15 protein-coding genes are annotated in these 16,121 nt (G+C 40.3%); 9 read left to right on the top strand and 6 right to left on the bottom strand.

Translation table 11 applies throughout. From position 1 onward, the window contains the following. Positions 1-32 precede the first annotated feature (32 nt). From F7984_RS17210 to F7984_RS17200, 3 genes are all read right to left on the bottom strand, one after another. A complete protein-coding gene (locus F7984_RS17210) occupies positions 33-857 on the bottom strand; it encodes a carbohydrate ABC transporter permease (RefSeq protein ID WP_140461786.1) in 825 nt (274 codons plus the stop codon). After that, a complete protein-coding gene (locus F7984_RS17205) occupies positions 858-2,153 on the bottom strand; it encodes a carbohydrate ABC transporter permease (RefSeq protein ID WP_140461785.1) in 1,296 nt (431 codons plus the stop codon). Between the two features lie 100 nt (positions 2,154-2,253). Further along, entirely contained in the window at positions 2,254-3,540 is a 1,287-nt protein-coding gene (locus F7984_RS17200; RefSeq protein ID WP_139892197.1) for an ABC transporter substrate-binding protein, read from the bottom strand. 266 nt (positions 3,541-3,806) lie between these two features. Between F7984_RS17200 and F7984_RS17195 the strand changes: the two genes are divergently transcribed. From F7984_RS17195 to F7984_RS17165, 7 genes are all read left to right on the top strand, one after another. Further along, positions 3,807-4,034, top strand: coding sequence for a CsbA family protein (locus F7984_RS17195; RefSeq protein ID WP_066106119.1), 228 nt, complete (start codon positions 3,807-3,809; stop codon positions 4,032-4,034). A gap of 195 nt (positions 4,035-4,229) precedes the next feature. Further along, positions 4,230-6,206 carry an excinuclease ABC subunit UvrB gene (uvrB, locus tag F7984_RS17190; protein ID WP_140461784.1) on the top strand — a complete coding sequence of 659 codons (1,977 nt, stop codon included), beginning with the start codon at positions 4,230-4,232 and terminating at the stop codon, positions 6,204-6,206. Positions 6,207-6,213: 7 nt separating this feature from the next. Next, positions 6,214-9,084 carry an excinuclease ABC subunit UvrA gene (uvrA, locus tag F7984_RS17185; RefSeq protein ID WP_140461783.1) on the top strand — a complete coding sequence of 957 codons (2,871 nt, stop codon included), beginning with the start codon at positions 6,214-6,216 and terminating at the stop codon, positions 9,082-9,084. A 211-nt stretch (positions 9,085-9,295) separates the two neighbouring features. Beyond that, positions 9,296-9,619 carry a magnetosome magnetite crystal formation protein family gene (locus tag F7984_RS17180; RefSeq protein ID WP_066106127.1) on the top strand — a complete coding sequence of 108 codons (324 nt, stop codon included), beginning with the start codon at positions 9,296-9,298 and terminating at the stop codon, positions 9,617-9,619. 34 nt (positions 9,620-9,653) lie between these two features. Beyond that, positions 9,654-10,754 (top strand): DUF4097 family beta strand repeat-containing protein, encoded by a 1,101-nt coding sequence (locus F7984_RS17175; RefSeq protein ID WP_066106130.1) that lies wholly within the window; start codon positions 9,654-9,656, stop codon positions 10,752-10,754. Positions 10,755-10,792: 38 nt separating this feature from the next. Continuing rightward, positions 10,793-11,005 (top strand): PspC domain-containing protein, encoded by a 213-nt coding sequence (locus tag F7984_RS17170; protein WP_066106133.1) that lies wholly within the window; start codon positions 10,793-10,795, stop codon positions 11,003-11,005. Next, positions 11,002-11,346 carry a phage holin family protein gene (locus F7984_RS17165; protein WP_066106135.1) on the top strand — a complete coding sequence of 115 codons (345 nt, stop codon included), beginning with the start codon at positions 11,002-11,004 and terminating at the stop codon, positions 11,344-11,346. Before F7984_RS17170 ends, F7984_RS17165 begins: the two co-directional genes overlap by 4 nt. 35 nt (positions 11,347-11,381) lie before the next feature. Here the strand turns inward: F7984_RS17165 and F7984_RS17160 are convergent, their stop codons facing one another. From F7984_RS17160 to nagA, 3 genes are all read right to left on the bottom strand, one after another. After that, positions 11,382-12,080: an N-acetylmuramoyl-L-alanine amidase gene (locus F7984_RS17160; RefSeq protein ID WP_225983743.1), complete on the bottom strand. Its 699-nt coding sequence runs from the start codon at positions 12,078-12,080 to the stop codon at positions 11,382-11,384. A 217-nt stretch (positions 12,081-12,297) separates the two neighbouring features. Beyond that, positions 12,298-13,026: a glucosamine-6-phosphate deaminase gene (nagB, locus tag F7984_RS17155; RefSeq protein ID WP_140461929.1), complete on the bottom strand. Its 729-nt coding sequence runs from the start codon at positions 13,024-13,026 to the stop codon at positions 12,298-12,300. Positions 13,027-13,037: 11 nt separating this feature from the next. Beyond that, positions 13,038-14,213, bottom strand: a complete 1,176-nt coding sequence (nagA, locus tag F7984_RS17150; RefSeq protein ID WP_140461781.1) for an N-acetylglucosamine-6-phosphate deacetylase — start codon at positions 14,211-14,213, stop codon at positions 13,038-13,040. Between the two features lie 156 nt (positions 14,214-14,369). Between nagA and hprK the strand changes: the two genes are divergently transcribed. Then, a complete protein-coding gene (gene hprK / locus F7984_RS17145; protein WP_066106142.1) occupies positions 14,370-15,293 on the top strand; it encodes an HPr(Ser) kinase/phosphatase in 924 nt (307 codons plus the stop codon). A 21-nt stretch (positions 15,294-15,314) separates the two neighbouring features. After that, complete coding sequence (lgt, locus tag F7984_RS17140) at positions 15,315-16,115, top strand: prolipoprotein diacylglyceryl transferase (RefSeq protein ID WP_139892202.1); 801 nt, start codon at positions 15,315-15,317, stop codon at positions 16,113-16,115. Positions 16,116-16,121: the final 6 nt, after the last annotated feature.

Genomic DNA, 16,121 nt, shown 5'->3' with positions numbered 1-16,121 from the left:
ATCCCCCTCAACGTTGAAACAGTACATTCGTTTTATCCCTTCACTGATCCTGATGTCAAACCGGATACTATTTTTCTTTGGAAAATCAACACCAATATAACAATTGGAATGGTGACGATGACAGTTGCTGCCGTTATATCACCCCAAGGAATGGTGTAATCACTTTGGTAAAGGGATATACCTACTGGTACAGTTCGTGCTGCTTCTTTTGAATTAATAGTTAAAGCAAATAAATATTCATTCCAAGCTGCGATAAATACAAGGATGGCTGTCGTAAATACGCCGGGTGCAGCCAATGGGAAAATGATTCTTCTAAAGGTTTGAAATGGTGTAGCACCATCCATCTTCGCTGATTCCTCAAGATCCTTTGGTATTTTCTGAAAGAACGTGGATAATAGCCAAATAGCCAAAGGTAAGCTGAATGTAATATAGGGAATCACCAACCCTGTATACGTATTACGTAAATTGAAGTCGGTTACAAAGTTATAGATTGGTGAAATAATAGCGATATGCGGAAACATAGATGATGCTAGTATTACAGCAAATATAATACCCTTTCCTTTAATCGGTAAACGTGTTAACGCATAAGCTGCAAATGATGCAAACGTGATGGCGATTACGGTCGTAACGGTAGAAACGATTAAACTATTTTTCATGTAACCGAGCAGGGGCCTTGAAGTTAAAGCAGATTTATATGAATCTAGAGATGGATTCTTGGACCACCATTTATACGAGGCAAAAATTTCACCCGGTTCTTTTAAGGATGTAAGAAAGACCCAGAGAAATGGGAACATGATAACAAAGATAAAAAGAGCAATCGACACATAGAAAAGTATGGTTTTTACAGGCTTCTTCATTTAATTTTCCCCCTTTCCGTTTATGCGGTCTCCAAATAGGTCAGAACCTATGAATTTAATGTAAATCAGACTGATAATCGCCACTGAAACAAACACAATCATCGAGAGGACGGAGCCTTCGCCGAAATTTTGTTGAGCGAATAAGGTTTTATATGCATATATGGTAATCACTTCTGTTGAATTTGCAGGTCCGCCGCCTGTTAAGACGAAAATAAGGTCAAATACTCTGAACGCATCAAGTGTACGGAAGAGCAGGGCAACAAGAATGCTGGATTTTAATAAAGGTAGTGTTATTCTGCGGAATTGGTACCACTTGCTTGCTCCATCGACTGAAGCAGCTTCATAAACATCCTTGGGGATGGTCTGCAAGCCCGCTAACAATAACAAAGCCATATAGGGTGTTGTTTTCCATATATCCGTTAGAATAACAGACGCCATCGCTCCGGCACCTGTGCTTAATAAATCCCCGGCGTTTGAAATAATATGAAGCTCTTCGAACAAGTGGGCGATAATACCTGATTGCCCATCATAGAGGAACATCCACATCATCGCTGATACAGCGGTAGGGATCGCCCAGGGAATTAATACAACTGCTCTGACCGCACCTCTGCCAAAGAACGCTCGATTAATTAATAAGGCAATGGCTAATCCAATCACCAATTCAAAAAAGACTGTAATAACTGTGAAAATCATCGTATTGGATAACGATTTCCACATGCGTGCATCAGATAGGTATTTACTGTAGTTACCTAACCCAACAAAGTTTTCCTTCAAAATAGAATCAGAGACAGAAGCAGATAAAGCAGCTGTATCCTTTGCAAGTTCTGACTGCTCTCCCTCGATCGCTTTCAATTCACCACTGATGGATTTTAAATCAGCTTTATAGGCTTCTGCTGTATCCTCATTAATGGAGGCATATTTTTCATCTTTCTCCTTAATAGGTTCAAAGTTGGCAACCTTTTTCTCTACATATTCATATTGCTTTTCGATATCGGATTCATTTAAAAGTTTTTGATGATTTTTTTCAATGAGTTCTGCCCATTGGCTGGATTTATCGCTATTCAATTCTTCTAGATTTTTTTGTAGATAATAATAATCAGTGGCATACCGTTCAAGGTCAACTTGAGAAGATAGCATTCGTACGGATTTCTCTGGAGTATTCAATCGATAATCAAACATACTGTTCCAAAAAGACATGGCAATTGGATAGAGAACAACAATTCCAATTAGTATAAGAGAAGGGATAATCATGGCATATCCTAATTGTCGTTCGGATAGCGAAAATTTCTTTTTCATATCATTACTCCTTTCAGGATGGACTTCAAAAGCTAAAAAATAGGAGACAAGCTTTTGTGCCCATCTCCCTCCCATTGCCGTTCCTATTAGGCTAAGTTATCTATTCCTTCAATGCAGCCTTCATTTTCGATTCCATATTTTCAATGGCTTCATCAACTGTAATATCCTTTGTTAATGCTTTAGAAATTTCGATTTGCAAAATATCCGATATTTCCTGGTAATTTGGAGTAACCGGCCTAGGTACAGCGTTTTCTAGTGTTTCAACAAAAGACTTTTCTTTGAAAACAGGAGCCGCATCCTGTACTTCCTTATCCTCATATAAAGCTTTTATGGTTGGAGCACGTCCGCCTTCGGTCGCAGAGATTTTTTGTCCTTCTTCCCCAGTCATGAATTTCACAAATTCCCATGATTCTTTTGGATGATCAGTATAGCGGTTAATCATGGCCATATAGCCTCCGAGTGTCGAAGCTGAGCCTGAATCACCAGCAGGCAAGGAGGTAAAGGCAAAGTTGCCAGCTACCTTTGAGGTACTTTTATCAGCAGCTGTTTTTTCCATATAGGGCCAGTTGCGTGCGAATACAGTTTGGCCTTCTTTAAAGGCAGATTCAGTTTCCGTTTCGGTAAAAGTTAAAATGTTATTTGGCATGAAATCTGCGTTTGCAATTTCAACCATTTTACTAAGTCCTTTTTTGGCTTCTGGACTGTTAATGACGACTTCATTGTTTTCATCGATGATTTTGCCGCCGTAGGAGGCAATGAATTCCATGGCGTTCACAACAATACCTTCATATTGCTTTGCTTGGAAGACAAAGCCTGAGCTTGTGCCTTCTTTCCCGTTTCCTTCTTTAGCCATTTCTATCAACTCATCCCATGTTTTTGGGGGTTCGCTAACCAAATCTGTTCGATAATAAAGAATACCGGCATCTGAGTATTTTGGCAGAGCCCATTGCTTGCCTTCAAATTTCCCGGCTTCAACTGGACCGGGGAAGTAGTCTTCGAGATTTATTTTATCCTGATCGATGAAGCGGTCTAATTCCATCGCATAGTTAGCTTGGGCGAACTCTGCCGGCCAAACAACATCTGCATCAAATACATCAATTTCAGCACTTTTACTACTGAATGCGGTTACATATTGATCGTGCTGTTGAGTAGAACTATTCGGCATTTCCTGATAGTTTACCTTAATATTCGGATGTTTTTTCTCGAATGCTTCTATCAGTTTTTCTGTACTGCCTGTCGTATCGACTCCTCTGGCATATGTAATTTCAACTGTTTCTTCTTTTGAATCGTTCTCATCATTAGAGGTTTCTTCGGCATCCGAACATGCTGTTAAGGCAATCCCTAAGAAAGCAGCAGAAGAGATGGATAACCATTTTTTAAGTTTCATATTTTCCCTCCTATATTAATGAATACTTGCTTCTTTATAAATTCCTTTAGATTTGGTTAACGAAACCTAATTTTGGATAAAATTTCATACATGATCCTAAAGGCCTATGGACACATTTGAAGTCAGAGGGGTGCCAAATGGAGGGCCAGTCAGCGATTAACTTAGTATCCTGCTGGATTAATCACATGAAATGTAATATATTTGTAGCTGAATAGAATTGCTGGAAAATAGCTGCGTGATTCCAGAGGAAGCAGGTGAGACCTCAGATGAAGATTTTAATAGCTCTTTTAGCTCCAGGTTTATTAGTTGTGCTCTTTTCAAGAGTGACATATAGCTGCATAGTCGGTTTGTGTTTAACGGTTGCCCTAATCGCCGCATCAGCGTATAAAGGCTATACATCATCCTGGCCTCTGATTATAATTGACGCATTTTCATTAACGGCCGGGTATTGGTATTCTCAGCGCATGATCAAAAGAACACCTAAAAGTGCATAAACAACAGACTGAGTCTTCCATATTATTGAGGAAGACTCTTTTATTTTTTTGCAGGATGGGCATAAATGATATTATTAAAGTTAAAAAAGGGAATGTTTGTTCGCTTTTTATTGGTTTGTTTATAGATGATTGTGGTAAAATATTGTTATCAAATAAAACGAGACTTGAGATGAAAATGATGAAAGGGGCTTTTGTGTGAGTAAACAATTTGAATTGGTTTCCAAGTATACTCCTCAAGGAGACCAGCCAACTGCAATTAAAGAGCTAGTGAATGGAATTAATAATGGCGTTAAGCATCAAACGCTGCTTGGCGCTACTGGAACCGGAAAAACATTCACGATTTCAAACGTGATAAAAGAGACTAATAAGCCCACCCTTATCATTGCTCATAATAAGACGCTTGCTGGACAGCTGTACAGTGAATTTAAAGAGTTCTTTCCGAATAATGCAGTCGAGTATTTTGTCAGTTACTATGACTACTATCAGCCTGAAGCGTATGTACCTCAGACTGATACCTTTATAGAAAAGGACGCCAGTATTAATGATGAGATAGATAAACTGCGCCACTCTGCAACATCTGCATTATTTGAGCGGAAGGATGTCATTATTATTGCCAGTGTGTCCTGTATTTATGGCTTGGGTTCTCCAGAAGAATACGGGGAAATGGTTTTATCCATACGAGTTGGCATGGAAATGGAGCGGAATCAGCTATTACGTAAATTGGTCGACATTCAATATGAACGAAATGATATTAACTTTCAACGCGGAGCATTTCGAGTAAGAGGAGATGTAGTAGAGATTTTTCCAGTCTCAAAGGATGAACACTGTGTACGTGTTGAATTTTTCGGCGATGAAGTGGAACGGATCAGAGAGGTGGATGCGCTGACTGGAGAAATTATCGGCGAAAGAGATCATGTAGCTATCTTCCCTGCATCCCACTTCGTTACAAGAGAAGAAAAGATGAGGATTGCTATTCAAAATATTGAGACGGAATTGGAAGAGCAGCTCACCTTTTTAAGAGGTGAAGGAAAGCTTCTCGAAGCACAGCGGTTGGAGCAAAGAACCCGTTACGATCTTGAAATGATGAGAGAAATGGGCTTTTGTTCAGGAATCGAGAACTATTCCCGACATCTGACCTTAAGGCCGCCGGGCTCTACCCCCTATACCCTTATCGATTATTTCCCTAAAGACTTTTTAATGGTTATAGATGAATCCCATGTTACAGTCCCGCAGGTTCGCGGAATGTATAATGGAGACCGCGCCCGGAAAGAGGTACTTGTCAATCATGGTTTCCGTTTGCCGTCCGCAATGGATAATAGGCCTTTGCAATTTCAGGAGTTTGAAGAACATGTCAACCAGATTGTTTATGTATCTGCTACACCGGGGCCTTATGAACAGGAGCATTCACCGGAAATGGTTGAACAGATTATCCGTCCAACAGGACTGCTGGATCCAACTATTGATGTTCGCCCGATTGAAGGTCAAATTGATGACTTGTTAGGGGAAATTAACGAGAGAATCACAAGGGATGAGCGTGTCCTAATCACTACATTGACTAAGAAAATGTCTGAGGATTTAACGGATTATTTAAAAGAGCTTGGCATCAAGGTTCAATATTTACACTCTGAGATTAAAACACTCGAACGAATCGAAATCATCAGAGATCTGCGTCTTGGAAAATATGATGTGTTGATTGGAATAAATCTACTGCGTGAAGGGATTGATATTCCGGAGGTCTCACTCGTAGCTATTCTTGATGCGGATAAAGAAGGATTCCTGCGTTCAGAACGGTCTCTTATTCAAACGGTCGGCCGTGCTGCCCGTAATTCAAACGGTCATGTTATTATGTATGCAGATAAAATAACGAATTCCATGGAAATAGCGATTTCAGAGACTAAAAGGCGCCGTGCGATTCAGGAAGAGTATAACAGGAAACATGGCATCGTTCCCAAGACGATTCAGAAGGATATTCGCGATGTCATTCGGGCCACTCATATAACGGAAGATGAAGAAGAAAAAGCTGCAAATAAATACGAGAAACTTTCCAAGAAAGAGCGTCAAAAAGTAATTGCAAATATGGAAAAAGAAATGAAGGAAGCAGCCAAAGCGCTTGATTTTGAACGTGCTGCCGAACTTAGAGATTTAATTTTAGAGTTAAAAGTGGAAGGATGAACATAGGATGGCACTTGATAAAATTGTAATTAAAGGGGCCAGGACCAATAATCTTAAGGATATTGATGTGACAATCCCCCGGGATAAGCTGGTTGTACTGACGGGTTTATCCGGTTCCGGAAAGTCCTCCCTGGCTTTTGACACAATCTATGCGGAGGGCCAGCGCCGCTATGTGGAATCTCTTTCCGCATATGCCCGGCAGTTCCTCGGCCAAATGGATAAACCGGATGTTGATTTGATTGAAGGGCTGTCTCCAGCGATATCAATTGACCAAAAGACGACAAGCCGCAATCCTCGTTCAACCGTTGCGACAGTGACAGAGATTTATGATTATATGCGTTTATTGTATGCCAGAGTCGGCAAACCAGTCTGTCCTGTGCATGGGATTGAAATTACATCTCAAACAATTGAGCAAATGGTAGACAGAATCTTGTCCTATCCAGAACGCACGAAAATGCAGATTCTGTCTCCGGTTGTAACAGGCAGAAAAGGTACCCATGTCAAAATGCTTGAAGATATTAAAAAGCAAGGGTATGTCCGTGTCCGTGTAAACGGAGAAATGTATGATTTGGATGATGATATTCGTCTGGATAAAAATAAAAAGCATACGATTGAAGTGGTCATCGACCGGGTTGTCGTGAAAGAGGGAATCAATGCCCGCTTAGCTGATTCAATTGAATCTGCACTCCGTCTGGGTGATGGTAAAGTTATCATTGATGTAATAGGCGAGGAAGAGTTGCTTTTCAGTGAGCATCATGCCTGTCCGTATTGTGGATTTTCAATTGGGGAATTGGAGCCTCGGATGTTCTCGTTCAACAGTCCATTTGGCGCCTGCCCAACATGTGATGGACTGGGCTTTAAAGTAAAAGTTGACCGGGCTGCCGTAATTCCTGACCCGGAATTAACATTAAGGGAGCATGCAATCGCTCCATGGGAACCTACCAGTTCTCAGTATTATCCTAAATTACTTGAATGTGTATGCAATCACTATGGTATAGATATGGATGTTCCAGTCTCTCAAATACCGGAAAGCCAGCTTGATAAAATTCTTTATGGCTCGGATGGGGAGAAAATCTATTTCCGTTACGAGAATGATTTCGGGCAAATACGGGAAAACAGAGTGGAATTTGAAGGCGTATTGGCTAATGTAGAACGCCGGTTTAACGAAACAAGTTCAGATTATACACGTGATCAGATGGAAAAATATATGGCCGAGCAGGCATGTCCAACCTGTAAAGGCTATCGTCTGAAGAAGGAAACGATGGCGGTATTAATAGCAGGACAGCATATTGGCGAGATTACGGCCCTCTCTATTAAAGATGCTAACGATTTCTTTGAAAATTTGAATCTATCCGAGAAAGATATGAGTATCGGCCGTTTGATATTTAGGGAAATCAAAGAAAGGCTGGGCTTTTTGAATAATGTTGGCTTGGAATATCTGACATTAAACCGAGCAGCCGGAACACTTTCAGGGGGAGAAGCACAGCGAATCAGATTGGCTACTCAAATCGGCTCGCGCTTAACAGGTGTTTTATACATTTTGGATGAACCTTCAATTGGTCTTCATCAACGTGATAATGACCGATTGATTGCGACGCTGAAAAGTATGCGTGACATCGGGAATACGCTTATTGTGGTGGAGCATGATGAGGACACGATGCTGGCAGCGGATTATTTGATTGATGTCGGTCCTGGAGCAGGAGCGCACGGCGGTGAGATTGTCTCAGCAGGTACGCCGGAGGAAGTGATGGAGGATTCTAATTCCTTAACGGGCCAATATTTATCAGGGAAAAAATTCATTCCTTTGCCACAGGAACGCAGAAAGGGCGATGGACGATTAATTCAGATTAAAGGTGCTAAAGAGAATAATCTCAAAAATGTAAATGTATCTTTTCCGCTTGGGACATTTGTAGCTGTTACAGGAGTATCCGGATCAGGTAAAAGTACATTAGTGAATGAAATTCTCCATAAATCATTAGCTCAAAAGCTGCACAGGGCGAAAGCGAGACCAGGAAACCACCGCGAGATAAAAGGTGTGGAGGAACTGGAGAAAGTGATTGATATTGACCAATCACCAATCGGTCGTACGCCGCGATCCAATCCGGCAACCTATACAGGTGTGTTTGATGATATCAGGGATGTGTTTGCTTCCACAAATGAAGCGAAGGTCCGTGGATATAAGAAAGGCCGTTTCAGTTTCAATATTAAAGGCGGACGCTGTGAAGCATGCCGTGGAGATGGAATCATCCGAATAGAAATGCATTTCCTTCCGGATGTCTATGTTCCTTGTGAGGTTTGTCATGGAAAACGGTATAATCGGGAAACATTGGAAGTAACCTATAAAGGGAAGAATATTTCTGATATTTTAGATATGACAGTAGAAGAAGCACTTCAGTTCTTTGAAAATCATCCGAAAATCAAACGGAAGATCCAAACCATTTATGATGTTGGTCTGGGATATATTAAGATGGGTCAGCCTGCCACAACACTATCCGGCGGAGAAGCGCAAAGGGTTAAGCTGGCGAGTGAATTACACCGTCGCTCCAATGGCCGCTCACTCTATATTTTGGATGAGCCGACAACAGGACTTCATGTTGATGATATCTCGCGTCTCTTGGAAGTATTGCAGCGCTTGGTTGATAATGGCGATACAGTGCTTGTCATTGAGCATAATTTAGATGTCATTAAAGCAGCTGATTATTTAATTGATTTAGGTCCTGAAGGTGGAGAAAAAGGCGGAACCATTTTGGCTACCGGAACACCGGAGGTTATAGCGGAGACACCTGAATCTTATACAGGAAAATATTTAAAGCCCGTTCTAGAACGTGATCAGGACCGTATGAATAATAAAATCAAGGAAAAGCAAGCCGCCAGATAAAACGGCTTGCTTTTTATCCATATCCGGCGTATTTGCTTCAGAGAACTTACTCATACGTTTGCCCGTGCACCTTTAGAAAACTCATAGATTAACGATTTCTGGCCAGGGTATAATCGAAAAGTTACCATTTTCCAATTGTTGTAAGGTATTGTTGATATATAAGAAACTTTCTTTCAATTTATACGTACAATTAGGAGAGGTGTCTGTATCTATGACAACAACTAATCGATTTCTGGCTGCTCTATGTTATTTCAGTTTCTTCTTTTTAGGCTTCATCTTTCCTACGGTTATTTATTTCGTAGCTGTAGATGATTTTGAGCTAAAAGGGCATGCTAAACGAGCTTTAATCTCACATCTATTTCCATTAGTCATGGGCATTATCGTGTTCTTTGTATTTCTAACTCAGCTTGCCTCGAGTTCGGAAATAACGGCCTTGCCCTATACTGCTATACTGGCTATGTTTCTTTTCGGTTTGATTAGCTTTATTGTGATGATTTGGAACGTCATTCAGGGTATTAAACTAGTAAAGGATTGATAGGTACATACCATGGAAAAGGGAGCTGGTAAGAATGAATCAAGAGAAAAAAAGAATTTTGGAAATGGTGAAGGAAGGCTTACTTAACGCCGATGAAGCATTATTATTACTTGAGCAAATTGAAAAGAAAGACAAACTGATTAAAGAAGATGAGCAAAGGACAGAAACCAGTGAATTATCAACGGTTGTAAACCAAAGTGAATCAGAATATAAGGGGTCACCATCCAAAAAGTCTGCATCCACAATGGATAAACTATTAGGAATCGTAGACGATGTTGTTAAAAAGATAAAAGATGTAGATTTTGACCTTAATTTTGGCTCAGCGGTTGATATCGAGCATATTTATCATCATGATCATGTATCTTTGCGTAAAATAGATGTCGATCTGGCAAACGGCAGTGTCCAGTTCCTCCCATGGGATAAGGACGAGATTAGGATTGAATGCCAGGCGAAGGTGTATAGGGCAGAAAATACGACTGAAGCGAGAGAAAAACTGCTTAAAGAAGTAACTTATTCGCTTGAAGAAGGAAGACTTCGATTTGCTGCACACGACAAATCCATTAAATTACAAGCAATCATTCGTGTGCCAGACAATCGCTATGAGGAATTGAAAATTCGACTATTTAACGGAGCAATTACCGGTGAAAATGTTAAAGTCGATACGGTTATGACCAAAACGGGTAATGGGCAAATTCAATTTACGGATTTGAATGCAAGAGAAGCAGAATTTGAGACGGTCAATGGTGTTGTCAATCTTAAAGGATTTGATGTAGGCGAATTGGAAGTCGAAACGATGAATGGTGCAATCCAAATCCAGGGAGGCTTCCGAAAAGGAGATTTCCAGACGATTAATGGAAGTATTCAATGTGAACAAACCGGCCGTTATGGAGAAACGATCCGAGCTAAGGCGTCGGCAGGAAGTATTAATCTGCAAATCCCAGCAAATACTGGATGTGATGGGGAGTTAAAATCCAATCTCGGCAGTTTTAATATTGACCTGAAGGGTATTCACATCATTGAGGAAAAAAGTGATGTGGTCCAAAAGATGCTCCGATTCAAGTCAGAGGGTAATTATGAGGAATCCATTCATATTTTGGCCGAATCAAGAGCCGGTAATATTAAAATCAAACATTAATCAATACGTTAATGGATTAAAAGGAGCTGCGGGGTATTTTGAAGGAAAAAAAGCGTTTTGTCCGTTCAAGGTCAGATAAGATTGTTTCGGGTGTCCTTGGAGGAATCTCACAATATTTTGGTATGAGTTCAAAGCTTTTGCGTATCCTATTTATAATCGCGCTCATTCCAACTAGCTTTATGCTGATTATTCCCTATACGATTCTTAGCTGTTTTATGCCGAGAGAAGAAGTGAAGGAGATGGACATATGAAATGGATAGCCAAAATACTTGTTAATGCAGTCGTTTTCGTATTGCTGACACAGATATTTGAAGGTGTTCATGTAACCGGGTTTGGTGCAGCCATTATTGCAGCCATTGTATTATCCATCTTTAACGTAATTGTCAAACCAATTGTGACCATCCTAACGATACCTATAACGATCATTACGCTAGGAATATTTCTGCTCTTCATTAATACCATTGTGTTAATGATTACGGATGCAGCAATGGGAAGTGCCTTTGATATCAATGGCTTCTGGCTGACATTCCTGGTATCGATTATTCTTTCATTGGTTAATACGATTATGGAAAGTGTAATGGATGATAAATAAAGAACCTGAAGCCTGTTTACTAGGCTTCATGTTTTTTAGCATTCTTGCTTGTCCGTTATGATGGTTGTTTCAAAACCAAGACGTTTTAGCTGTGTTGCTAAGTTGGCTGCATTCTGTTTGTCTGAAAAGGCACCTAACTGAACCTTGTACAGTATTTTTTCTGGATCTGATTGTTTGGCAGGATTGCTTAATTTCTTTTTCAATGAATAATGAGAGATGATAGATTCGGCAATTGCTTGTGCACATTTTTTTCGGTAGTGATCGCTTTTAAGCAGCTTTATTTCCTTTTCATTTGTCATAAACCCGCATTCAACCAGTACAGCTGTCATTTTTGTTGCGCTCAGCACATGAAAATCAGCCGTTTTAACTCCTCGATTTTGTAAACCGGTGGTGGCAATCAATTTATTCTGGATTTTTGTAGCGAGAGAGAGGGCTTCTTTAGGCCCTGATGTATGAATATACGTTTCAATTCCTTCTGCTTTATGCCAACCTCGATTTACGGCGGCATTGGCATGGATTGATACATATAAATCTACATGGAGAGAATTTGCACGATTCGTTCTTTCCTGTAAAGGAACATCTACTATGTCCGAATGGGCAAAGAAAGTATTAACTTGATAGTTGGTTAATAAATCCTTTAAATATTCAGCAACACTTCGATTAAATTCATATTCCTTCATTCCATCCGGTGATGACTTTCCAGGTGTTTTATAGCCATGGCCTGCATCAATCATAATCTTCAACTTTAAAAGCCCCCTGTCCTTTTACTACCATAATATGAGGCAAGCCATCTAAATGGCCCATCTATGGTCATCGTTTTAAATTAAAAGGACAGGATCTCTTGATTAAAATGGATATTTTATCTCAGTCAGCTTCATGGCTGTCAGAATGTATGTAATGGCTTCATCTAATATGCGTTATAGCACTCCATAGAATGTGGAAAGCCAATGATTAATCGAGCATAGAAGCTGCTTCTTTATCTACGATTACGGTTACAGCCGGATGCTGCTTTAGAATACTTGCTGGTAATTGTTCTGTTAAATCACCGTGAATCAGTTTGTAGGTTGCTTCTGCCTTTGCTTCACCAGAAGAGAGCAGTATAATCTCTTTGCTTTTCATAATTGTAGAAATCCCCATTGTGATCGCTTGTTTTGGAACCTCATCCAGATGATTAAAGAAGCGGGCATTAGCTTGTCGAGTGCTTTCTTTTAATTCAATGATATGTGTCTTACTGGAAAATGGAGTTCCAGGTTCATTGAAGCCAATGTGACCATTTTTTCCGATTCCTAATACCTGAAGCTCTACATTACCAAGATTATTTATCGCCGTTTCATATCGCTCACATTCCTGCATAAGGTCCTCTGCATCCCCATGTGGAAGATGAATATGATTTTGTGGAATGTCCAAGTATTTGAATAGATTATTCATCATATAGGAGTGATAGCTGTTTGGATTATCTTTTGAAAGCCCTATATATTCATCCAGGTTTACGGTATGGATTTGCTGATAGCTTGTTCCATTTTTCTGGTGATCCTCTATAAGATTTTTATAGAGACCGAGTGGGGTGCTTCCGGTAGCGAGTCCAAGGACTGCATCCGGTTTTTGCTTGATTTTGCTGATGAAAATTTCTGCTGCAATTTGGCTCATTTCATCATAATTGTCTGCTTTAATAATCCTCATAGTTGTTTGATTCATTGCTCTTCACCTCTGTAAGCTATTTTACCACGGCAGATTGTCATGGATACATTAAAGTTTGTATCCATAATCACAAGATCTGCGTCTTTCCCAACAGCAATGCTTCCTTTTTGATCATAAATATTAAGCTGTTTAGCTGGATTAACAGAAGCCATTTGGACAACTTCTTGCAATGAATATCCGGTAAAATGACATACATTTTTTATGGCATCGTTCATTTTGAGAATACTGCCTGCCAAAGTACCATCTGCAAGACGCGCTTCATCACCTGTAACGGTTACTTCCTGTCCGCCAAGATCATATTGTCCATCCGCCATTCCTTTTGCCCGCATGGCATCCGTAATAAGAATGGCCTTTTCTGTGCCTTTAACCTTGAGAGCAAGCTTTATCATTTCAGGTGATATGTGAATTCCATCCGCAATCATCTCCACGAATACCTGATCATGCAGCAAAGCTGCTCCAGCGGCACCTATGTCACGATGGTGTAAGCCGGTCATTTGATTAAATAAATGTGTAGCATTCGATATTCCGTGTTCAATCGCCTCTGATGCCTGTTCGTATGTGGCATTAGTATGACCCATGGAGCAGATGATATTTGAAGCGCGCAGGTGTTTAATTAATTCCTTTGCACCAGGCTGTTCCGGAGCAAGAGTGACCAGTTTGATTGCATTACCTGATGATTCATTCCACTCCTTAAATATATCAACGTCGGCATTCTTGATATGATGCAATGGTTGTGCTCCTGCTTTTGATGGACTGATGAATGGACCTTCTAAATGTACGCCCAGCATTTCAGTTTCTCCGGCAGGATTTCCGTTAATCCTAAAGCTATAGATAGCTTTTAACGCTTTATTTATATTGGCAGGATCCTGTGTCATTGTTGTTGCAAGAAAAGATGTGGTTCCCTCTTTAGGCAGCTCTTTTGCCATGACTCTAAGTGCTTCTTCTGTAGAATCCATGGCATCAGCCCCGGCCGCGCCATGAATGTGGATATCAATGAAACCCGGCAGAACTAGCTGTCCCTCTTTAAGAGTGATAATTTCATCAGCGTGCTGTGGTGAGTTTTCCATAAGACCCACTTCTTTAATTTGATTATCTTTAATTAAAATATATCCGTTTTGCAGGATGGTGTTCTCTTGATATATCGTTGCGTTTTGTATCAGTAGTGTCATTTCTCTTAAACCCCCAGGTAAGTTGTCCTATCCTTATGGTACTTTTAACTTTTTAGAAAAACCAGAATTATATTATTGTAATTGTATGGTTATGTAGGAAATAATGATAAAATGAAAGCACAAATTTAATAATCACTAGATCAGGGAGTGAATTTTTTGGCAAAAGTTAAAACAATCGACCTCATTGATGAATTCCAGCTTGAACTGGTTTGTGGTGAAGAAGGTGTAAATAGACCTATCACTACGAGCGATCTTTCAAGACCTGGTTTAGAAATTGCAGGTTATTTCGATTATTACCCTGCTGACCGTATTCAAATCCTTGGGATGACAGAATTATCGTTTTTCTCTAAGTTAAATGATGAAGAAAGAATTTCAAGAATGCAAATGCTATGCAGTGATATTACACCTTGTATCGTTATCACGCGTGATTTAGAGGTGCCGAAGGAATTATTGATGGCTTCTGAAAGCGTTTCTGTACCGGTTTTAAGAACATCGATGAAAACGACCCGGTTTTCCAGCCGACTGACTAATTTCCTTGAAAGCAAGCTTGCTCCAACGACTGCTGTTCACGGCGTTTTGGTAGATATATATGGCGTAGGTGTCATGATTACCGGAAAGAGCGGAGTCGGAAAAAGTGAGACTGCGCTTGAACTTGTAAAAAGAGGACATCGTTTAGTTGCCGATGATTGTGTGGAAATTCGCCAGGAAGATGACGACACACTGGTCGGAAATTCACCTGAATTGATCGAGCACCTTTTGGAAATTAGAGGCGTAGGCATCATTAATGTGATGACTTTGTTTGGTGCGGGAGCAGTCAGAAGCCATAAAAGAATCTCCCTTGTCATCAATCTGGAGCTATGGGATCAGCAGAAGAATTACGATAGACTTGGTTTGGAAGAAGAAAAGGTACGAATTATTGATACGGATATCACCAGAATGAATATACCAGTTCGGCCGGGCCGAAATATTGCGGTTATTATTGAAGTGGCGGCTATGAATTTCCGTCTGAAACGAATGGGCGTTAATACAGCTCAGCAATTTACCGAAAAATTGAATGAAGCAATTGAAAAAGAAAAATAATTAGAGTAGGTGTTAGGGTAGATGAATACGATAGACCGTGTTGCCATACATATCGGTTCCATCCAGATTTACTGGTATGGAATTATTATTGGAATGGGTGTCTTTATTGGGCTTTGGCTTGCCATGCGTGAGTCAAAACGCCGTGGGTTGGACAAAGATTTGTTTGTTGACCTGTTGATCTATGCAGTTCCAATCTCTATTATCAGTGCACGTATTTACTATGTTATTTTTGAGTGGTCCTATTATAAAGATCACCTCGGCGATATTTATAAAATATGGAATGGCGGAATTGCCATTCATGGAGCCTTGATTGGGGCCGTCATTACAACCATTTTCTTTGCTCGCTCCAGAAATATATCCTTCTGGAAAATTGCTGATATTGCAGCGCCATCTCTTATTCTCGCGCAGGGTATTGGCAGATGGGGTAACTTCATTAACCAGGAAGCATATGGTGATGTGGTTAGCCGCCAATTTCTTGAGAATTTAATGTTGCCCGACTTCATCATTGATCAAATGTTTATCAATGGTGCTTACCACCACCCGACTTTCTTGTACGAATCCCTTTGGAATTTCCTTGGATTTGGTTTATTGCTTCTGTTAAGAAGAGTTAATCTGCGTCAGGGTGAAATGTTCCTGACATACGTAATTTGGTATTCCATCGGCCGCTACTTTATAGAGGGGATGCGAACAGATAGCCTCATGCTGTTTGGTGAATTCCGAATGGCGCAGGTCTTATCGCTTTCATTGATTATTGGTGGAATAATCCTGCTTGTTGTAAGACGGAAAATGGGATATTCAGAGAAAAAATATTTAGACATATGATGTCCA

Origin of the sequence: Pradoshia sp. D12 (assembly GCF_008935075.1) — a bacterium.
GTDB lineage: Bacteria > Bacillota > Bacilli > Bacillales > Pradoshiaceae > Pradoshia.
This window is presented reverse-complemented; position numbering and strand designations above follow the sequence as displayed.